The sequence below is a fragment of the Microlunatus phosphovorus NM-1 genome, assembly GCF_000270245.1.
GTDB classification, from domain to species: Bacteria; Actinomycetota; Actinomycetes; order Propionibacteriales; family Propionibacteriaceae; genus Microlunatus; species Microlunatus phosphovorus.
Map to the genome: position 1 here is coordinate 1,971,217 of NC_015635.1, position 19,393 is coordinate 1,990,609.

Sequence of the window (19,393 nt, forward strand, 5' to 3'; positions counted from 1 at the left end):
CCGGTGGTCACTCGGGCTTGGGATCAGTCGGTGGCCAGCATCCCGGTCTGCACCCGCCACAGGGCCGCGTACGCTCCGTTGGCCGCGACCAATTCGTCGTGCGTGCCGAACTCGACGATCTGTCCCGCGTCCAGCACCCAGATGCGGTGTGCATGCCGAACGGTGGAGAGCCGGTGCGCCACGACCAGCGCGGTGCAGTCCGCGGTGGCGACCCGCAGTGACTGTTGGATCGCCGCCTCGGTCTCGTTGTCGACGGCGCTCGTCGCCTCGTCGAGGACCAGGATCGCCGGCTGGCGCAGCAACGCCCGGGCCAGCGCGAGACGCTGCCGCTGACCGCCGGAGAGGGTGACGCCGCGTTCGCCGACCCAACTGTCGAGACCGTCGGGCAGCGCCTCGATGAACTCCCAGGCCGCGGCCGCGCGGGCGGCGTGTTCGATCTCGGCACGGGTGGCGGTCGGCCGGCCGTACGCGATGTTCTCCGCGATACTGCCGGCGAACATGAACACATCCTGGGCGACGTAGCCCATCGATCCGCGCAGGGAGTCCCAGTCGAGGTCGCGGACGTCCCGACCGTCGAAGAGCACCTGGCCGGAGCGGGGATCGCTGAACCGCAGCACCAGCCGAAGCAGCGTCGATTTGCCTGCCCCGGTGGAGCCGACGACGGCGTGCGTCTCGCCGCCCGGGATGACCATGTCGATTCCCTTGAGCACGTCCGGCCCGTCGGCATACCCGGCCCGGACACCGCGCAGTTCCAGACCTCCGGCGACCGGTCGGTTCAGGCTGGCGTGTCCCTGCCGGACGATCACCGGCTCGTCGAGCAGGCGCAGCAGTCGGGCTGCCGAGGCTCGACCGCGCTGGTAGAGATCGAGCACCTCGGCCACCTCGGTGAGCGGCCAGAGCAGCCGTTGGGTCATGAAGACCAGCACCGAGTACATGCCGACCTCCAGGGTGCCGTTGAGGGTCGCCCAACCCCCCAACAGCAGGGTGCAGGTGAAGCCGGTCAGGATCGCGACGCGGACCAGCGGGACGAAGGCCGCGGCGGTCCGGATCGCGTTGCTGTTCGCCTGCCGGTAGGCCAGCGACGCCTTGCTGATCCGGGCGTACTCGTGATTTTCGGCGGTGAACGCCTTGATGGTGGCGATCCCGGCCAGGTTGGCCGACAGCGCGGCGGAGAGGTCGGCGACGGCCTCGCGAACCCGGGCATAGAGCGGCTCCAGCCGCCGCTGGAAGATCAGCGAGCCGACGATGATCACCGGGATCGGCAGGAACGCAAGCACCAGCAGCTGGGTGGAGGCGATCGCGAACACGCCGCCGACCAGGATCACGTTCAGCGCGGTCTGGATGATTGCCGGCGCGCCGACGTCGAGGAAGCGCTCCAGTTGGTTCACGTCGTCGTTCAAGATCGCCAGCGTCGATCCGCTGGAGCGGGACTCGTGCCAACTGAGATCGAGGTGCTGGACGTGGTCGTACGCCTCCATCCGCAAGTCGTGCTTGATGCCCTGGGCGAGATTTCGCCAGAGCACCTCGGCGAGATATTCCGACCCGGACTCGACCAGCCAGACGACGACGTTGATCACGGCCAGCCAGCCGAGCTGGGCATAGCGAGACTCCACGCCCAGCACGTCGGCCACGAACGACTGGTCACCGCGCACCACGACATCCACCGCAGCGCCGATCAGCAGCTCGGGCATCACGTCGGCGACCTTGTTGATCACCGAGAAGGTGAAGGCCAGAATCAGCCGAGCCCGATAGACCGTGTAGCGCCGCCACAGCGCCCGCAGCGGACGATCGGCATCACTCACCGGATCGGCGGAGCGCGGAGCGCGGCTATCCAAGACAGTGGGCATGGGCTGAATCGTTCCACCTCAGCCTTGGGCGGCCCGGTGTTAGTCGGTGGTTGAGAACGTCCGTGTTCCCCGCGGCCGTTAGGCTGGCGGAATGCGCGTCGCCCGTTTCTCCACCGGTTCCGATCCCGTCTTCGGGATCGTAGAGCTGGCCGCCGATGGGGGCAAACACCCCGACACCGTCTCCACGCTCACCGGTGATCCGCTGTCCATGCCGGTGCAGCTGACCGGCGAGCGGCACGAGCTGGATGGCGTACGACTGCTGGCCCCGGTCATCCCGCGCAGCAAGGTGGTCGGGGTGGGGCGCAACTACGCCGCGCATGCCGCGGAGCTGGGCAACGAGGTGCCGACGACCCCGCTGATCTTCCTCAAGCCGAACACCTCGGTGATCGGACCCGATGAGCCGATCATCTATCCCGAACCGGTCACCAGACTCTCGTACGAGGGGGAGCTGGCCGTGGTGATCGGCCGGATCTGTCGCGACGTACCGGCCGAGCGGGTCAAGGACGTGATCTTCGGCTACACGGTGGCCAATGACGTCACCGCCCGGGATCTGCAGAAGAGCGACGGCCAGTGGGCCCGGGCCAAGGGATACGACACGTTCTGCCCACTCGGACCATGGATCACCACGCATCAGTCCATCGAGGAGATGAGCGACGCGATGATCACCACCACCGTCGACGGCATCCAGCGACAGCATGGATCGACCTCGCTGATGTTGCGGGGCATCACCGAACTGGTGGTCTACATCAGCTCGTTCACCACGTTGTTGCCCGGCGACGTCATCCTGACCGGTACGCCGGAGGGTGTCGGCGAGCTGCTGCCCGGCCATGAGGTCAGCATCACCGTCGACGGCATCGGCACCTTGACCAACACGGTCATCAGCAAATAGCCCTCATCACCTAGCAGTCCCGCTCGAAAGCAAGCATTCGAAAGTGAGCATGTTGACCACCACGACCACCGCCCCCGATACGGCTGCCGACCCGGTGCTCGGCGATCTCGCACCCGAGCAGGTACGCGTCCGCTTCCCGCCGTCGCCGACCGGCAACCTGCACGTCGGCAACGTGCGCAGCGCCTTGTTCAACTGGGTGTTCGCCCGGCACTACGGCGGCACGTTCGTGCTCCGGATCGAGGACACCGACGCCGGCCGGAACCTGGCCGAGTCCTACAGCGGGTTGACCGACGCGTTGACCTGGCTGGGGCTGACCTGGGACGAAGGTCCGCAGGTCGGCGGCCCGTACGGTCCCTATATCCAGACCGAGCGCGGCGAGATCTATGCCGACGTGATCGTCAAGCTGCTGGCGGCCGGTTTCGCGTACCGGTGTTTCTGCACCCGCGAGGAGCTGGAGGCGCGGGAGGCGGCCCGGCCCAAGGGTGCGCCGTCGGGCTATGACAGGCATTGCCGCGAGCTGACCGCCGATCAAGTGGCCGCTTTCGAGGCCGAAGACCGCAGCTACGTGATCCGGATGCGGGTGCCCGACGCGCCGATCACGTTCCATGACCTAGTGCGGGGCGAGATCACCTTCGAGCCGGTCCATGTGCCGGATTATGTGCTCGTCCGGGGGACCGGGGAGCCGCTCTACACGCTGGTGAACCCGGTCGACGACGCGCTGATGGAGATCACCCACGTGCTCCGTGGCGAGGATCTGCTGCCGTCGACGCCGCGGCAGATCGTGCTCTATCAGGCGCTGGCGCAGATCGGTGTCGGCTCCGGGCGGGTGCCGACCTTCGGTCATCTGCCCACCGTGCTGGGCTCGGGCAATCGTCGACTGTCCAAGCGGGACAAGGGATCGGGGCTGAAGGAGTATCGCGAGCAGGGCTATCTGCCCGAGGCGTTGCTCAACTATCTGGCGCTGCTGGGTTGGGCGATCGCCGACGATCGTGACGTGTTCACCATCGAGGAGATGGTGAGCGTGTTCGACATCCTGCGAGTCAATGCCAACCCGGCTCGCTTCGATGCCAAGAAGTGTGAGGCGATCAACGCCGCGCATATCCGCCGGCTGTCCACCGAGCAGCTCACCGAGCAGTTGCTGCCCTTCCTGCAGGGCGCCGGGCTGGTCGCGGATCCGCCGACCCCGAAGCAGTGGGATCGGCTGGTCGGGGCGACGCCGCTGATCCAGGAACGGATGACCACCCTGTCCGAGGGCGTGGAGCTGATCAGGTTCTTGTTCACCCCTAACGCCGAGATCGTGATCGACGAGTCCGTGGCGCTGCCGGCGACCGCCGGTGCAGTGCTCGACGCCGCTGCCTCGGCGCTACGCACGGTCAAGCCGTTCGACCACGAATCGATCGAGGCCGCGCTGCGTACAGCGCTGATCGACGGGCTGGGGCTGAAGCCGCGGCTGGCGTTCGGCCCGGTCCGGGTGGCGGTGACCGGCAAGAAGATCTCCCCGCCGCTGTTCGAGTCGTTGGAGTTGCTGGGCCGTAAGTCGTCGCTGGCTCGGATCGAGGCGGCCCGCGCCGGTCTGCCGCAGGACTGACGTGGCCAAGAAGTCGCGCCGGCAGTCGGGAAATCCGGCGGCGAGGGGCCAGACCGGGAATCAGCCCACGAGCCAGGCTGGCAACCAGTCGAGGGAGTCGCGGTCGGCCAGGTTGGCGCGCAACGCCGAGAATGCGGGCCAGCTGCCGGAAGGGGTGCCACCGAACGGGGCCAGCTATCCGCAGATCCTGCGTGGCACCAGCTATGCCTGGTGGCGCTCGATGCTGGGCGTGGTGTTCGGGCTGTCGCTGTATCTGATGATGACCGCCGTGATCACCCAGGTGGTGGTCGGGATGTCCTGGAGCATCACCGGCGCGTCCGGCGCGTTCGAGGACTTCAGTCGCCGGGCGACGGCCTTCGAGCTGCCGGCCGGGATGCTGGCGGCGAACCTCGGGATCGCCACCTTGATCCCGATCTGCTGGGTGCTGATGACCATCGTCCACCAGGTGCGGCCGCGGTGGCTGAGCTCGGTGCAACCGCGGATGCGGTGGAAGTATCTGCTGATCAGCGCCGGTGTCGCGTTCGTCGTCCTGAACGCGGTCACGCTGATCCCGCTGGCGTTCGGCGGATCGGACGTGAAGGTGTCGCCGCAGTCGGGACTGTGGGGCTTCCTGATCGTGATCATCCTGACTTCACCGCTGCAGGCGGCCGCGGAGGAGTACTTCTTCCGTGGCTATCTGATGCAGGCCCTCGGCAGCCTGGTTGCCCATCCCGCCTTCGGTGTGGTCGTCTCGGCGCTGCTGTTCGCCCTGATGCACGGCGTGCAGAACCCCGCGCTGTTCGTGAACCGGCTGGGCTTCGGTCTGCTGGCCGGGATCCTGGTCTGGCGTACCGGGGGACTGGAGGCCGGCATCGGTGCGCACGTGGTGAACAACATCTGTGCGTACCTGATTGCGGGGCTGACCAGTTCGATGGCTGCCCTACGCGCCGTGGACTCGATCACCTGGGTCGACTCGGGCATCCAGCTGGGCGGGTTTGCCGTGTTCGCGGCTCTCGCATTATTGGTCGCGCGAGGTCTCAAGCTGCGTACGACCGCGGATCTTTCGCTCGGCCGCTGAGCGGCTCCAGCGGGGCCAGGGTCGAGTGCTGACCCTGACGGTCGAGTGCTGACCCTGACGGTCGTATGTGGCCCGGGGGCGCGAGGCGTCCGGGGTTCTCGCGGGGTCGGCGGTCGTATGTGGCCCGGGGGCGCGAGGCGTACGGGCTCCTCGAAGGGCCGGCGGTCATCCTTGGCCCGGCGGTCCTAGGTGTCCTCGACCTCCTCGCCCAGGAAGCCGCGCAGCAGGCTCTCGGTGCCGGCCAGGTGTTCGGCCGCGACCAGTTCGGCGTCGGCTACGCGCCCGGCGATCACGGCCTCGACCAGGTGCCGATGCTGCTCGTGCCCGTGGTCCAGGTTCATCGACAGCAGGGGAATCAGATCCAGCAGCTGATTGAGCCGGATCCGGACGTCGGCGACGGCGCGTAGCAGACTCGGGATTCCCGCGCACTCCGCGATCAGCAGGTGTAACCGGGAGTCGAGCTGCCGGAACGAGTCATCATCGGATGCTGTGCACTCGGCCAAGGCCTGCTGGAGCGCGATGACCTGCGACTCGTCGAGTTCGGCGGCTGCGGCGGCACTCGCCGCGGCGACATCCACGATGGCACGGAAGCGCAGTACGTCGTCCAGTTCCTCCGCCGACGGCCAGCCGGTCCCGGCCGCGCCAGACTCGATCAGACCCGTGCCGGCAGCTCCCGATGCGGCAGGGTCCGCGTCGATCCCCACCGCCAACGGAGTCGGCCGTGGCGGCTCGATCACGTAGGCCCCGCCGTACCGGCCCCGGCGTACCTCCAGATATCCGGCACGCTGAAGTCCCGCGATCGCCTCCCGCAAGGTCGTCCGTGACACGCCGAGCTGAACGGCGAGCGCACGTTCGCTCGGCAGTCGTTCGCCAACTCGCACCGAGCCCAGCCGAATGAGCTGGAGCAGTCGAGCCGTGGTCTCCTCGAAGGCGTTGCCCGAGCGGATCGGCCGCATCAGGGAGGCCATCTTCGGAGGCAGCGGATCGGACATCGCACCACCCTAGATCGCTCGGGACGAGGCACGACGGTGTGACCATCGCGTAACAAGTGGTCTCGGCCCTGGAATCGCCTCTTGACGCCGAATCGGGACTTGAAATACCTTCTCCACGTCATTGGATTGAAATCAAACCATTGACGCCAGCCCGTCCGTTCCCGCTGGATTCAGCGGACCTATCCAGGGTGGCACTCCGCATGGCACTGAAGCACAATCCGTCGAGCAAGCACGTCGACTACACCAAGGTCGACACCTCCTACCTCGAGCACCGTCAGCTGAAGAAGGGCGCCGCAGGCTGGATCCTGCTCGCCGGGCTGGGTGTTGCCTACGTCATCTCCGGCGACTTCTCCGGCTGGAACCTCGGTCTCGCCGAAGGTGGCTGGGGCGGTCTGCTCATCGCCTTCGTGCTGATGGGCATCATGTACACCTGCATGGTGTTCGGCCTGGCCGAGCTGTCCTCCACGCTGCCGACGGCAGGAGCCGGCTACGGCTTCGCCCGGCGCGCCCTCGGCCCGCTTGGCGGCTTCGCCACCGGCATGGCAATCCTGATCGAGTACGCCGTCGCTCCGGCCGCCATCGCCACCTTCATCGGCGGCTATGTCCGCGCCCTCGGGCTTCCGGAGTCGATCCCGATCTGGCTGGTCTATCTGGTCTGCTATGCGCTGTTCATCGGCATCCACATCTTCGGTGTGGGCGAGGCGCTGAAGCTGATGTTCGTGATCACGGCGGTGGCGCTCATCGCGCTGATCACCTTCGTGGTGGCGATGGTCCCGCATTTCCAGTCGGCCAACCTGTTCGACATCGCGCCGACCGATGCCGCCGGCGCCAGTGAGTTCCTGCCCTTCGGCAATGCCGGCATCCTGGCCGCGCTGGTCTTCGGGATCTGGTTCTTCCTGGCGGTCGAGGGCGTACCGCTGGCCGCCGAGGAGTCCGCCGATCCCAAGCGGGACATGCCCCGGGGCATCATCACCGCGGTGCTCATCCTGGTGTGTTCCGGAGCGGCGATGCTCATCCTGGTGCCGGGCACGGCCGGGGCCGACGCGATGAGCGTGTCGGACAACCCGCTGCCCGAGGCACTGCGGCACGTCTATGGACAGAACTCGGCCGTCGCCGCCTTCGTCAACTGGGCCGGGCTGTTCGGCCTGGTGGCGAGCTTCTTCTCGATCGTGTTCGCCTACTCCCGGCAGTTGTTCGCGCTGTCCAGGGCGGGCTACCTGCCGAAGGCGCTGTCGCTCACCACCAAACGGAAGACCCCGTACCTGGCCCTGATCGTGCCCGGCACCATCGGCTTCGCGCTCGCTGCCATCCTGCAGAACGGCGGTCTGCTGATCAACATCGCCGTCTTCGGCGCCACCGTGTCGTACGTGCTGTTGAACCTCAGCCACATCGTGCTGCGCTTCCGGGAGCCGGACCTCAAACGCGGTTATCGGACGCCGGGCGGCGTCGTGACCACCTCGATCGCCCTGGTGCTGGCCATCGTCGCGGTGGTGGCGACCTTCTTCGTCGACATCCTCGCGGCGGGCATCACCGCCGGGATCTTCCTGCTGGCGATCGCGTACTTCTGGTTCTATTCCCGGCACCATCTGGTCGCCAGCGCGCCCGAGGAGGAGTTCGCCGCGCTCGCCAAGGCCGAGGCCGAGCTCAACTGACCCCTGAGGGATCTGCTCGATCTTGTCGGATCTGCACCATCTATAGCCCGAGCAGATCCGACAAACCCGAGCAGATCGGAACTAGCACCCCTCCGACCCCCACCCGACCCAGATCCCCAGCAGAAAGCGACCCCAGATGACCACCACCTCTGACCCCGGCACCCGGGGCATGCTGACCCTCGACGAGTTGCGTACGCTGGTCGACGCCGGCGAGATCGACACCGTCACCGTCGCGATCACCGACGTCCAGGGCCGGCTGCAGGGCAAGCTGCTCGGCGCCGAGTACTTCATCAACGAGGTCGCCCACCACAGCTCCGAGGGCTGCAACTACCTGCTCGCGGTGGATGTCGAGATGAACACCGTGGAGGGGTACGCGATCTCCTCCTGGGCGAGCGGTTACGGCGACCTGGTGATGCGGCCGGACCTGTCAACGCTGCGGCTCACCCCCTGGCAGCCCGGCGCGGCGCTGGTCATCTGCGATGTGCTGTGGCCGTCCGGCGCCCCGGTGGTCCAGTCCCCACGGCAGATCCTGCAGGCCCAGGTCGACCGGCTCACCGAGCGTGGCCTGCAGGCGTTCGCCGGCACCGAGCTGGAGTTCATCGCCTTCGACACCAGCTACGAGGACGCGCAGCGCGGCGGCTACCGGGAGGTCGTGCCGGCCAATCTCTACAACGTCGACTACTCACTGCTCGGCTCGGTGCGGGTCGAGCCGCTGCTGCGGGAGATCCGCAACGCCATGTCCGGTGCCGGGTTCTACGTCGAGGGCACCAAGGGCGAGTGCAACTTCGGCCAGCACGAGATCACCTTCAAGTTCCGTGACGCGGTCGGCACCTGCGACAACCACTCGATCTACAAGTTCGGGGCGAAGGTGCTGGCGTCCAATGCCGGCAAGTCGATCACCTTCATGGCCAAGTACAACGAGCGGGAGGGCAACTCCTGCCATATCCACCTCAGCTTCCGCGGCACCGACGGCTCCATCGTGATGGCCGGCGACCGCGAGCACGGCTTCTCCGAGCTGATGGAGCACTTCATCGCCGGGGTGCTGGACGCGCTGCCGGACTTCACCTACTTCCTGGCGCCGAACATCAACTCCTACAAGCGCTTCGTCAAGGGCAGCTTCGCCCCGACCGCGGTCGCGTGGGGGTTCGACAACCGGACCTGTGCGGTCCGAGTGGTCGGCAAGGGACCGGGCCTGCGGGCCGAGCTGCGGGTCGGCGGGGCGGACCTCAACCCGTACCTGGCCACCGCAGCGTTCATCGCTGCCGGCCTGCACGGCATGGACAACGCGTTGCCGCTGCCGCCGCTGGTCACCGGCAACGCGTACGAGGCCGCGGTCGATCAGTTGCCCACCACACTGGTGGACGCCGCGGCGCGGCTCGGTTCGTCTGAGTTGGCCAGGAAGGCGTTCGGGGATGACGTGGTGGACCACTACGTCAACGCCGCCCGGGTCGAGATCGACGCCTTCGAGCGGGCCATCACCGACTGGGAGCGCGTCCGCGGGTTCGAGCGGCTGTGACGAGTCCGAGCTGCATCTCAAACCGGCAGCTGCCCAGCGATGCGTACGAGAGGATGGCGCGGTGAGCGTGGCTTTCCAGGTGATCAACCCGTCGACCGAGGAGGTCGTACGGACGGTCGAGTTGGCTGATCGGGCGGCCACCGATGCCGCCATCGAGCGGGCGCAGCGGGCGTTCGAGACCTGGCAGGACGTGGCTCCGGCCGACCGCGCCCGGCTGCTGCGACGCTTCGCCGGCGCGGTCGATGCCGACCTGGAGAACCTGGCCCGGCTCGAGGTCGCCAACGCCGGGCACCCAATCGGCAATGCGCGGTGGGAGGCGGGCAACGTCCGCGATGTCCTGGACTACTACGCCGCGGCTCCGGAACGACTAAGTGGCCGCCAGATCCCGGTCGCCGGTGGGGTCAATGTCACCTATCTGCAGCCACTGGGTGTCGTCGGGGTGATCGTGCCCTGGAACTTCCCGATGCCGATCGCCGGCTGGGGTTTCGCGCCGGCGCTGGCCGCCGGGAACACGGTGGTGCTCAAGCCGGCGGAGGTCACGCCGCTGACCGCGATCCGGCTGGGCGAGCTCGCTCTGGAGGCCGGGCTGCCTCCGGATGTGTTCACCGTGCTGCCTGGCAAGGGATCGGTGGTGGGTGACCGGTTCGTGACGCACCCGGCCGTACGCAAGGTGGTCTTCACCGGCTCCACCGAGGTGGGCAAACGGATCATGGCCGGCTGCGCCGACCAGGTGAAGCGAGTGACGCTGGAACTCGGCGGCAAGAACGCCAACATCGTGTTCGCCGACGCCGACCTGGCGAAGGCCGCCGCAGCCGCTCCGGGCGGCGTGTTCGACAACTCCGGTCAGGACTGCTGTTCTCGGTCCCGGCTGCTCGTCGAAGCCAGCGTGTACGACGACTTCTTGGTGGAGTTGCGGCAGGCGGTCGAGGCGTTCCGGGTCGGCGACCCCGGGAACGACGACACCGAGATGGGTCCGCTGATCACCGCCGCCCATCGCGCCGGTGTGGCCGCGTACGTCGACAGTGCCGATGTCGCCTTCACCGGCAGCGCTCCGACCGGGCCCGGTTTCTGGTACCCGCCGACGGTGCTGACTCCGGCCACTCCCGCCGCCCGGGACTTCCGGGAGGAGATCTTCGGACCGGTGGTCTCCGTCGTGCCGTTCGCCGATGAAGAGGAAGCGCTGGCGATCGCCAACGACACCGAGTACGGGCTCTCGGGGTCGATCTGGACCGAGAATCTCGACCGCGCGCTGCGGGTGTCTCGCCGAGTGCAGGCCGGGAACCTCTCGGTCAACTCGCACTCCTCGGTCCGCTATGCCGCACCGTTCGGCGGCTTCAAGCAGTCCGGGCTCGGCCGCGAGTTGGGGCCTGATGCGGTTGAGGCTTTCACCGAGACCAAGAGCGTGTTCTACGCCAGCAGACTCTAAGCGGCCAGGCGCTCAGAACCCAGGACTCAGAGCCCAGCACTCTGAACGCACGGCAGCGGCGGTCGCACGACTTCGACAGCCGCTGAGGCAGTACTCACCTCACCGACACAGGAAGAATCAGGAAGGACAGCGATGACAACGCAGCAGGTCGTCTCCCAGCGCTTGGCGGGGCGGGTCGCAGTGGTGACCGGGGGAGGCTCCGGGATTGGTCGAGCGACCGCCCGCCGGTTCGCCGCCGAGGGGGCCACGGTGGTGATCGGCGACCTCGACCCGACGGCGGGGGAGACGGCGGCCGAAGAGGTCGGCGGACTGTTCGTCGGCGTCAACGTCGCTGACGAGGGGCAGGTGAAGAACCTGTTCGACACCGCCGGGCGTACCTATGGGCAGGTGGACATCGCCTTCAACAACGCCGGCATCTCCCCACCCGACGACGCCTCCATCACCGAGACGGGGCTGGATGCCTGGAAACGCGTGCAGGATGTCAACCTGACGTCGGTCTATCTGTGCTGCAAGTATGCGATCGAGCACATGCTGCCCCGGAAGTCGGGCTCCATCATCAACACCGCCTCCTTCGTGGCGCTGATGGGTGCGGCGACCTCGCAGATCTCCTACTCCGCGTCCAAGGGCGGCGTGTTGTCCATGTCACGCGAGCTCGGCGTGCAATTCGCTCGAGACGGGATCCGGGTCAACGCCTTGTGCCCCGGTCCGGTGAACACGCCATTGCTCCAAGAACTCTTCGCCAAGGATCCGGTGGCGGCGCAGCGCCGGCTCGTCCATGTCCCGATGGGTCGGTTCGCGGAGCCCGAGGAACTGGCCGCCGCTGTGGCGTTCCTGGCCAGCGACGACGCCTCCTTCATCACCGCGAGCACCTTCCTGGTGGACGGCGGCATCTCCGCGGCCTATGTGACCCCGCTCTGACCGCTGTTCCCGGTGAGTCCTGGTCCGACTTCGCACCAACTGTGTCATCCGCGCACCACGCACACGTGGTGCGCGGTGACAGGAGTTGGTGCGAAGTGGGGATTGCGGAGGGGGATCGGGGCAGGGGATTTGCGGACGGGATGGGCCCGGATCGCGGACGGGATAGGGGCCCGGCGGCCGGGCGCTGGGTCAGGGAGACCCGGCGGGGATGAAGGTCAGCAGTGCGTCGACGAGCTGATGGGGTGCCAGCTGCTCGGGCCAGTCGAGGGTCTGATCAGGACCGAAACGCCGGGCGATGGTGAAGGAGCTGCGCTCGATCGCACTGTCTCCACCGTGTCCGCCTTCGTCCAGGTGCCCGTGATCGGTGACGACGACCACGAGCCAGTCCTCACCCTGGTCAGCGCGCGCGGACACGGCAGCCACGAGGCGAGCCAGATGCTCATCGCAGCGCCGGATCGCGGCGGCGTACTCCGGTCCGACCGAACCGAAGACGTGAGCAGCGATGTCGGTCTCGCCGAGATAGACGAAATAGACCTCGCGACCCATGGCACCAAGATCGGCGACCGCACCGGCTGTGATGACGGCGTCCTGGGTCTCGTAGCCGTAGACCTCGCCGTCGCGTACCACCACCTGGTGCTTGCCGGCCCACTGCTGTTCGAGTCGGGGATGGATCACCGGCCCCGCTGGTCCGACCGGATCGACCAACGGTCGCCAGGCCGCGGCGGCAAAGGTGCGTACCGACTGATTGCGGTAGTAGGCGCGACTGAGCAGGTCGGGATACTCCCAGAGCCGGCTGCCGATGAAGCTGTTGTCCCGGATCCCGTGCTGCGCGTGGGTCGTCCCGGTCAGCAGCGATGCCCACCCCGGTCCCGAGATGGTGGGCACCTCCATCTCCAGGTCGGTACGGATGCCCTCGGCCGCGAGCCGAGCCAGGGTGGGAGCGATCGGATCCGGTCGATCGATCGCCTGGTCGAGGCGGAGACCGTCGATCCCCACCAGGCAGATCTTGGTCATCCGACCGCGACCGCCTCGTCACCTGGCGCATGGGTGCCGGGCACTGCGGCAGCCACGTCGACCAGCACGCTGGTCGATCGCGGGGAGACCCGGACGCGTCCGCCGACGCCGATGGCCTCGGCCTCATGAGTCGGCAGGTCGATCCGAACCGGCCCGACGCCGCCGAGCTCGACTACCAGACTGGTGACGGGTCCGCGCAGAATGGCCTCGGTGACGGTGCCCGACCCCGGACCCGATCCCGGTCCAGAGATCCCGCTGTCGGCACCAGCTGCCGCTTCGACCACCAGGTCCTCCGGGCGTACCAGAGCATGGCCGGCACCGGAGCGTACGACGCTGCCGGGGCTCAACCGCAGCCCCCGCCCGAGTACTGAAGCCTCATCGCCCTGCACCTGAGCGGGGATCCGGTTGACCACCCCGACGAACGCCGAGACGAAGGCGGTCGCCGGGTTGAGGTAGACGTCGTCCGGCGTGCCGAGCTGCTCCATCTTGCCGAGGTTCATCACCCCGACCCGATCGGCCATGGTGAGTGCCTCCTCCTGATCATGGGTCACCAGCAGGGTAGTGGTTCCCTCGGTCTGCTGGATGTAGCGGATCTGCTCGCGCAGCTGCACCCGCACCTTCGCGTCCAAGGCGCTGAGCGGCTCGTCGAGCAGCAGCACCTGCGGTGCGATCGCCAGCGCACGGACCAGCGCGACGCGCTGCTGCTGGCCGCCCGACAGCTGCCGAGGAAACTTCTCGGCGTGCTCTGTCAGGCCGACGCTGTCCAGCAGCTCCATCGCCCGCGCCGTCCGCTTGGCCTTGGACAGCTTCCGGATCCGCAGCCCGTACGCGACGTTCTCTGCCGCGGTCATGTGCGGGAAGAGGCTGTAGGCCTGGAACACGATGCCGATGCCGCGTTGCGTGACGGACTCCCCGGTGACGTCCCGGCCGTCGATCCGTACGGCACCGGAGGTCGCCGTCTCCAGTCCGGCCAGGATCCGCAGGGTGGTGGTCTTGCCGCAGCCGGACGGACCGAGCAGGGCCAACAGCTCGCCGCCGACGATGTCCAGGTCGAGCGCGTCGAGCACGGTCTTGTCGCCGTACCGCTTGGTCACCTCACGGAGCTCGACTGTCGCGCCCCGGGCGGCGCCGTCCACGGTGGTCATCATCTATCTCCAGATCGGGGCGAGCGGGAACTGACGGCGGTGATGAGGTAGAGCAGCAGGAAGGTGCCGATGCTCATCAGGAAGGAGAGCGCTGCGGCGGCCCGGGCCTGCGAGGTGCCGATGCTGACCAGCCACACCGGGAAGGTGTTCTGCAGCAGCAGGCTCGCCAGCACGAACTCGCCGATGCCCAAGGTGACGCACAGCAGCGAGGCGGTCAGCACGGCGCTGCCCATGTTGGGCAGCACCAGGGTGAACAGCCGATACCACCAGCCGGCGCCGAGACTGGCGCCGGCGTCCATCATGGTGCGCAGGTCGAGCGCTCGGATGCCGGCGTCCAGTGCCCGATAGACCAGGGGCAGGGTCAAGATCACATAGAAGGGGACCAGCGAGTACGGGCTGACCAGGAAGGTCGGGAAGGTGGCCCGGAAGAACAGGTTCGCGCCGCTGACCAGGGCCACCGCCGGGACCACCATCGGGATCACCGACAGCAGTTCGGTGACCGGCAGCATCCAGGGGCATTTCAGGTGCAGCCAGAGCAGAGTCGGCAGCAGTAGAGCCAGCGAGCCCACCGTGGTCAGCACGGCCAGCTGAGCCGACAGGGCCAGCTGGGGCAGGAACGTGGCGTCCTGAGTGGCCGTCCGGACAGGCTCGAGGGTGAAGCCGACGTCCGGCAGGCTGAACCCGTACACGGCTGCAGCGATCAGCGGCACCATCAGATAGACGACGGAGAACAGCAGGATCCCGAATCTCAGCCGGGGCGCCCGCTCCCGGCGCTCGCTCAGCGTAGCCATCGGGTGGCCCTCCTCAGCAGCAGAGCGCGGAGGCCGAGGCAGACGCAGATGACGACCATCATCCAGGTGACCAGAGCCGCCGCGAACGACTCGTCGAACAAGACGTTCCCGGACAGGAAGAAGCCGATCTGGATCGCGACCAGGTTGACGCTGCTGCCGGCCAGGGCGTAGGCGGTGGCGTACGCGGCGAAGGAGTTGGCGAACAGCAGCAGGAGCGAGCCGACCACCGCCGGAGACATGATCGGGATGGCGATCTGGCGGAGGAAGTGCCACCTGGTGGCGCCGAGCGCGAGCGCGGCCTCCTGCCATTCGACCCGCAGACCCTGGAAGGCCGGCACCATCAAGATGGCCATCAGCGGCACCTGGAAGTAGAGGTAGACCAGCACCAGGCCCCAGAACGTGGCGAGCCGGAAGTGATCGGTGAGCTGGAAGCCGGTCACATCGAAGATCAGTTTGGTGATCAGGCCCTCGGCGCCCAGCGTGGCCACGAAGGCGAAGGCGAGCGGGACGCCGCCGGCCTGGGAGCTGACCGTGGTGAATGCGTTGGCGAGAGTCTTGAACATCCGCGGGCCCGCCACCCGACCGGCCAGCGCCCAGGCGACCACCATCCCGAGGATCCCGCCGAGCACGGCGGTGATGGCGGAGAGATAGATGGTCTCCAGGAATGCGTTGCGATACTGACCCTTGGTCGCATCGATCAGGTTCTGTACGGACAACTCGCCGTTGGCGTGGAAGCTGCTCCAGATGTTGACCGCGACCGGGAGCACCAGGAACAGTCCCACGACAGCGAGGTACGGAACAGCGCCCACCCACGACAACGGCAGCCGTCGCAGCCGTTGGGCTACGCCGGCTCCGCTCACTGGTTCAGGACTTTCGGACCCCACTGCTCGACCAGCAGCTTGGCGTCGGCCTCGCCCTGCTCGATGGTGGGGAAGACGACCTTCTCCAGCACCGCCGGGTCGGGGAGAGTGTCCAGCGCCTCCTTGGAGAGCTTGTCCTTGACCTCCGCGATCCGGGCCGGCACGGCGCCGCCGAGTGCGTACTGCTCGGAGCCCTCGTCGCTGGTCAGCCAGTCGATCCAGAGCCGACCGGCGTTGGGCTGCGGCGATGCCACCGTCAGCGGCTGGGCGTAGTAGACCCCGAAGACGCCGTCACTGGGCACCACCTGCTCGAGCTTGACCTTGGACTTGGCCAGTTCACCGGCGATGCCGACGAAGTTGTAGTTCCAGTCGAACGCGATGGCTGCTTCCCCGGTCGTCAGCGCCGAGGCGACCGACGTGGCGGTGACCAGGTTGCCGGACTTCTTCAGCTCGGCGAAGTAGTCGATGCCGGCGCCGATGTTGCCGGGTCCGCCGCCACGGGACAAGGCGGCCGCCACCACGGTGGCATTGGACGAGGCGCCCTGTCGCGGATCGCCCGGCATCATGACCTTGCCCTTGTATTCGGGCTTGAGCAGATCGGCGAAGGTCTGCGGGATGTTGTCGACCGCTTTCGGGTTCACCCCGATGGTGAGCACGCCGTAGTAGGCGCCGACCCACCAGCCCTCCGGGTCTTTCAAGGCGTCGGGGACGGTGTCGAAGTTGCTCGGTTTGTACTTCTCCAGCAGGCCTCCCTGGATGGCCGGCTTGGTGAAGGAGTAGCCGATGTCGAGCACGTCCGGCTGGGTCTTTTGACCTTTCAGTGTCTTGACCGCCTGCAGTTCCTGGGCGCTCGAGCCGTCCGGGTTGGCGACCTCGATCTTGACCCCGTACTTGGCGGTGAACTCCTTGAAGTGGCCCTTGTAGTTCGCCCAGGTCTCCGGGTACGCGATCAGCTGGACGTGGCCCTCCTGCTTGGCGAGCGAGGCGATCTCGTCCAGCGAGGCGCCGATCTTCACATCCGAGCCGGACTCGGTCTCGCCGCCGCCACCGCCGCAGGCAGACAGCCCGCCGCCGAGCAGCAGGGCGCCCCCTGCGGTGACCGAGATCTTCAGGAACGAACGACGCGAGGTGCTTGCAGTAGTCCAGCTCGTCATCTGACAAACCCTTCCGATGGGTGAGGTACCTGCGACCACAGCGTAGGAGAAACCGAGCCATCGGTATAGACCATTCGACGTTACGGTTTGTGGAAATGTCGGATACATCTCGGCTACTTGCGCAGAGTGGACCTGCTGGCCTAGACCATTGACTTGTGACTATCCGGCTGGCCGACATGGATGCGGCGATCTTCGACTTCAACGGAACGCTGTCGGACGACGAGGGTGTGCTGACGACGGTGTTCACTGCGATGGCCGCCGAGCTGGGCGTGCCGCTGACCGGTGCGGAGTATGCCGCCAGCTTCCTGGGGCGCAGCGACAAGGAGATCTGCGCCGAGCTGTTGCGCCGTGCCGGTGTCGTTTCGGATCAGCTGCCGTCGCGGGTGTCACAGCTGCTGGCGCGGCTGGCGGACAGCTACAACGCCGCGGTCGCGGTCGAACCCACCATCGGGCCGGCCGCCTGCGCTCTGGTTCGTGAGCTCCATCGACGGGGTAGGCCACTGGCGGTGGTCACCGGTGCGAGCCGTACGACCGTGCTGCCGGCCCTCACCTCGGTGGGGCTGCTCGAGCTGTTCGGCGCGGTCGTCACCGAGGAGGACGTGACGGTGGGGAAGCCCGATCCGGAGGGGCTGTTGCTCGCCGTACGCATGCTGGGGCTGCCGGAGGGCGCGCGGGTGGTGGTCTTCGAAGACTCGGTGCCGGGTCTGGATGCCGCCCAGGCGGCCGGCATGACTCCGGTCGGGGTCCGTGGGTCGCTGAGCGAAGCCGTCGCGGCGAAGCGTGGCATCAGATTGGTCGATGCTCTGGATCCCAGACTGCTGGATCTTCTTCTGGGCTGATCTTTGCTGTGGCGGTTAGTCGGGTTGGGCCGGTCGTGAGTCACCCGCGCAGCCAGGTGGGCTGCGTTAGCTCGGCGTTAGCTCGGGGTGGTCGTCAGCTCAGACGGCCGGACACCACGACCCGTAGCAGGTCGGTCCGGAAGATGTCGTCGGAGTATTCGATCGCGACGCCGTTCCTGGTCCGTGCGGTCCGCAGGATGCGTAGCGCCGGGACCGATGGGCTGGTCTGCAGCAGCTCGGCTTCGTCTCGTGCGGGCAGGATGGGCAGGAGTTCCTCGTCGGCGGTCGCCGGAGCGGCGTCGTAGTGGTCCCGCAGCACTTCGTAGATCGACCCGCTGAGGTCGAGCCGGACCAGGTTCGGCAGCAGCACTGCGGGGAAGTGTGATCGCTCCAGCACCACCGGTCGACCTTCGGCCTCGCGGACGCGTACGACCCGATGCACGGGGGCCCCGTTGGGCAGGTCGAGCGCCGACGCCACGTCGTGGCGCGCGGAGACCGTCACCGCCTCCAGCAGTCGCGAGGTGACCATCGGCACGCTGCGCAATAGCTGTGGGCTGAGCCCGATCATGTTGGTGATGTCGACCAACGGCCGGGGGACGGCGATGAAGTTGCCGCCGTTGGCGCCGACGGTACGCACCAGGTGGCCGGTCGCCTGCAGCTGGCCGAGCGCCTGCCGCAGCGTCATCCGACTGACGCCGAGCGCGGCGGCCAGTGCACGCTCGGCGGGCAGCCGGTCGCCGGGGGACACCTGTTCGTGACGAGCGATTCTGAGCAGCCAATCTGCGATGGCGGCATGCGCCGGCGTACCCGGAGGGGCCACGAACTCGGCCGCAGACGCCAGGATCCAGGCCGAGGTGTCACCCCTCGACCCGACGGCCTCGGGACGGCTCATCCCATGATGGTTGCATAGGTCGACAGCGCGATCTCATCGTGGATCTGGGGGTCGAGACGCGGTGCCAGAGAGCAGCGCGTGCCGATCGCCGATTCGCGTCCCGGTGGCGGATCGACTAAGATAGATCCTCGTGTCCGGCAACGGGCGCGACTCGTCGGAGCAGTCCGACAGTGGGGTATAGGGTAATTGGCAGCCCGACTGATTCTGGTTCAGTTAGTCTAGGTTCGAGTCCTAGTACCCCAGCGAAGCGCACGATTCGCTGATGATCCTCGATTCGCGAGATGATCATCGAGTTGGTACGCTTCCGCGGTCCGGTTGCTCGGTTTGAGTGGCTGGGACAGCTAGGGCCCCGTTGTGTAGCGGCCTAGCACGCCGCCCTCTCAAGGCGGTAGCGCGGGTTCGAATCCCGTCGGGGCTACTTCTCAAAACACCTTCTGACTAGGTGACACGCTGGTCGGCACCTTGCCAGGTTCCTTGATCAACTCTCCCAAGGCCTCATCAGGGCCTCACGTCCTCGCCGGCACGTAGGTGGTCGAGACTACCGACCTCAGCGCCGCTGCCGTCTCCGAAGTCCGCCGTGGCGGGTCTTAGTAAGCGCGAGGCTCTCGTACTCGTTCCCATTCCGAGATGTCGCGGAGGTGCGGCCCGAGGCCAACCAAGATCGCGATGAAGCCGTGACGCAGGGTATGGATGCCCCTCAATCTCGCTTGTTCGCGGCGGACCACGGATCTGGTACAAGGACACTGCACAGAGCATCGGGCTGAAGCGACCCCGGGAATCCCGCCGATCACCCGGTGCCTTACCTAGCCACGG

Annotated in this window: 16 protein-coding genes and 2 tRNA genes; 10 read left to right on the forward strand and 8 right to left on the reverse strand. The window is 67.3% G+C overall.

The features are described from left to right. Window positions 1-23: 23 nt before the first annotated feature. The gene (locus MLP_RS08930; protein WP_013862732.1) at window positions 24-1,847 is read right to left on the reverse strand and encodes an ABC transporter ATP-binding protein; all 1,824 of its coding nucleotides are present in this window, start codon (window positions 1,845-1,847) and stop codon (window positions 24-26) included. Between the two features lie 91 nt (window positions 1,848-1,938). Between MLP_RS08930 and MLP_RS08935 the strand changes: the two genes are divergently transcribed. Genes MLP_RS08935 through MLP_RS08945 form a run of 3 tightly spaced genes read left to right on the forward strand, consistent with a single transcriptional unit; the run spans window position 1,939 to window position 5,381 of the window. Then, a complete protein-coding gene (locus MLP_RS08935; protein WP_013862733.1) occupies window positions 1,939-2,736 on the forward strand; it encodes a fumarylacetoacetate hydrolase family protein in 798 nt (265 codons plus the stop codon). A gap of 49 nt (window positions 2,737-2,785) precedes the next feature. Beyond that, window positions 2,786-4,324 carry a glutamate--tRNA ligase gene (gltX, locus tag MLP_RS08940; RefSeq protein ID WP_083843759.1) on the forward strand — a complete coding sequence of 513 codons (1,539 nt, stop codon included), beginning with the start codon at window positions 2,786-2,788 and terminating at the stop codon, window positions 4,322-4,324. 1 nt (window position 4,325) lies between these two features. Next, window positions 4,326-5,381 carry a CPBP family intramembrane glutamic endopeptidase gene (locus MLP_RS08945; protein ID WP_013862735.1) on the forward strand — a complete coding sequence of 352 codons (1,056 nt, stop codon included), beginning with the start codon at window positions 4,326-4,328 and terminating at the stop codon, window positions 5,379-5,381. A 185-nt stretch (window positions 5,382-5,566) separates the two neighbouring features. Here the strand turns inward: MLP_RS08945 and MLP_RS08950 are convergent, their stop codons facing one another. Further along, window positions 5,567-6,373, reverse strand: coding sequence for a FadR/GntR family transcriptional regulator (locus MLP_RS08950; protein ID WP_013862736.1), 807 nt, complete (start codon window positions 6,371-6,373; stop codon window positions 5,567-5,569). A gap of 200 nt (window positions 6,374-6,573) precedes the next feature. On the opposite strand from MLP_RS08950, the gene eat reads away from it, so the two are divergent. The 4 genes from eat (at window position 6,574) to MLP_RS08970 (ending at window position 11,885) form a co-directional block, all read left to right on the forward strand. Further along, window positions 6,574-8,025 carry an ethanolamine permease gene (gene eat, locus MLP_RS08955; RefSeq protein ID WP_013862737.1) on the forward strand — a complete coding sequence of 484 codons (1,452 nt, stop codon included), beginning with the start codon at window positions 6,574-6,576 and terminating at the stop codon, window positions 8,023-8,025. Window positions 8,026-8,161: 136 nt separating this feature from the next. Then, complete coding sequence (locus tag MLP_RS08960; RefSeq protein WP_013862738.1) at window positions 8,162-9,541, forward strand: glutamine synthetase family protein; 1,380 nt, start codon at window positions 8,162-8,164, stop codon at window positions 9,539-9,541. Between the two features lie 61 nt (window positions 9,542-9,602). Next, entirely contained in the window at window positions 9,603-10,967 is a 1,365-nt protein-coding gene (locus MLP_RS08965; RefSeq protein ID WP_013862739.1) for an aldehyde dehydrogenase family protein, read from the forward strand. A gap of 132 nt (window positions 10,968-11,099) precedes the next feature. Further along, window positions 11,100-11,885, forward strand: coding sequence for a 3-oxoacyl-ACP reductase (locus MLP_RS08970; RefSeq protein WP_013862740.1), 786 nt, complete (start codon window positions 11,100-11,102; stop codon window positions 11,883-11,885). Window positions 11,886-12,074: 189 nt separating this feature from the next. On the opposite strand, the gene MLP_RS27030 is transcribed toward MLP_RS08970, so the two are convergent. The 5 genes from MLP_RS27030 to MLP_RS08995 are packed head-to-tail and all read right to left on the reverse strand — an operon-like array spanning window position 12,075 to window position 16,849. Further along, the gene (locus MLP_RS27030) at window positions 12,075-12,899 is read right to left on the reverse strand and encodes an alkaline phosphatase family protein (RefSeq protein ID WP_013862741.1); all 825 of its coding nucleotides are present in this window, start codon (window positions 12,897-12,899) and stop codon (window positions 12,075-12,077) included. Next, entirely contained in the window at window positions 12,896-14,044 is a 1,149-nt protein-coding gene (locus MLP_RS08980; protein ID WP_083843761.1) for an ABC transporter ATP-binding protein, read from the reverse strand. The genes MLP_RS27030 and MLP_RS08980 overlap by 4 nt, the downstream gene beginning before the upstream one ends. Next, a complete protein-coding gene (locus tag MLP_RS08985) occupies window positions 14,044-14,835 on the reverse strand; it encodes an ABC transporter permease (protein ID WP_013862743.1) in 792 nt (263 codons plus the stop codon). The genes MLP_RS08980 and MLP_RS08985 overlap by 1 nt, the downstream gene beginning before the upstream one ends. Next, window positions 14,823-15,695: an ABC transporter permease gene (locus MLP_RS08990; protein ID WP_013862744.1), complete on the reverse strand. Its 873-nt coding sequence runs from the start codon at window positions 15,693-15,695 to the stop codon at window positions 14,823-14,825. The genes MLP_RS08985 and MLP_RS08990 overlap by 13 nt, the downstream gene beginning before the upstream one ends. Further along, the gene (locus MLP_RS08995) at window positions 15,692-16,849 is read right to left on the reverse strand and encodes an ABC transporter substrate-binding protein (RefSeq protein ID WP_013862745.1); all 1,158 of its coding nucleotides are present in this window, start codon (window positions 16,847-16,849) and stop codon (window positions 15,692-15,694) included. The genes MLP_RS08990 and MLP_RS08995 overlap by 4 nt, the downstream gene beginning before the upstream one ends. Before the next feature lie 155 nt (window positions 16,850-17,004). Here MLP_RS08995 and MLP_RS26225 point away from each other — a divergent pair, with 155 nt between their 5' ends. Further along, window positions 17,005-17,688, forward strand: a complete 684-nt coding sequence (locus MLP_RS26225) for an HAD family hydrolase (RefSeq protein WP_013862746.1) — start codon at window positions 17,005-17,007, stop codon at window positions 17,686-17,688. Window positions 17,689-17,782: 94 nt separating this feature from the next. On the opposite strand, the gene MLP_RS09005 is transcribed toward MLP_RS26225, so the two are convergent. After that, on the reverse strand, window positions 17,783-18,580 hold the full coding sequence (locus MLP_RS09005; RefSeq protein ID WP_013862747.1) for a GntR family transcriptional regulator: 798 nt from the start codon (window positions 18,578-18,580) through the stop codon (window positions 17,783-17,785). A gap of 171 nt (window positions 18,581-18,751) precedes the next feature. Between MLP_RS09005 and MLP_RS09010 the strand changes: the two genes are divergently transcribed. Both MLP_RS09010 and MLP_RS09015 read left to right on the forward strand, forming a co-directional pair. Next, a tRNA-Gln gene (locus MLP_RS09010) sits at window positions 18,752-18,823 on the forward strand. A 102-nt stretch (window positions 18,824-18,925) separates the two neighbouring features. Further along, window positions 18,926-18,998: transfer RNA gene (locus MLP_RS09015), tRNA-Glu, on the forward strand. The last annotated feature ends 395 nt before the right edge of the window (window positions 18,999-19,393 follow it).

What these genes read in the sequence shown, in the direction of transcription:
- MLP_RS08930 (WP_013862732.1), bottom strand. Translation starts at nt 1,847, where the DNA reads ATGCCCACTGTCTTGGATAGCCGCGCTCCGCGCTCCGCCGATCCGGTG.
- MLP_RS08935 (WP_013862733.1), top strand. Translation starts at nt 1,939, where the DNA reads ATGCGCGTCGCCCGTTTCTCCACCGGTTCCGATCCCGTCTTCGGGATC.
- gltX (WP_083843759.1), top strand. Translation starts at nt 2,786, where the DNA reads ATGTTGACCACCACGACCACCGCCCCCGATACGGCTGCCGACCCGGTG.
- MLP_RS08950 (WP_013862736.1), bottom strand. Translation starts at nt 6,373, where the DNA reads ATGTCCGATCCGCTGCCTCCGAAGATGGCCTCCCTGATGCGGCCGATC.
- eat (WP_013862737.1), top strand. Translation starts at nt 6,574, where the DNA reads ATGGCACTGAAGCACAATCCGTCGAGCAAGCACGTCGACTACACCAAG.
- MLP_RS08960 (WP_013862738.1), top strand. Translation starts at nt 8,162, where the DNA reads ATGACCACCACCTCTGACCCCGGCACCCGGGGCATGCTGACCCTCGAC.
- MLP_RS08970 (WP_013862740.1), top strand. Translation starts at nt 11,100, where the DNA reads ATGACAACGCAGCAGGTCGTCTCCCAGCGCTTGGCGGGGCGGGTCGCA.
- MLP_RS27030 (WP_013862741.1), bottom strand. Translation starts at nt 12,899, where the DNA reads ATGACCAAGATCTGCCTGGTGGGGATCGACGGTCTCCGCCTCGACCAG.
- MLP_RS08980 (WP_083843761.1), bottom strand. Translation starts at nt 14,044, where the DNA reads ATGACCACCGTGGACGGCGCCGCCCGGGGCGCGACAGTCGAGCTCCGT.
- MLP_RS08985 (WP_013862743.1), bottom strand. Translation starts at nt 14,835, where the DNA reads ATGGCTACGCTGAGCGAGCGCCGGGAGCGGGCGCCCCGGCTGAGATTC.
- MLP_RS08995 (WP_013862745.1), bottom strand. Translation starts at nt 16,849, where the DNA reads ATGACGAGCTGGACTACTGCAAGCACCTCGCGTCGTTCGTTCCTGAAG.
- MLP_RS09005 (WP_013862747.1), bottom strand. Translation starts at nt 18,580, where the DNA reads ATGAGCCGTCCCGAGGCCGTCGGGTCGAGGGGTGACACCTCGGCCTGG.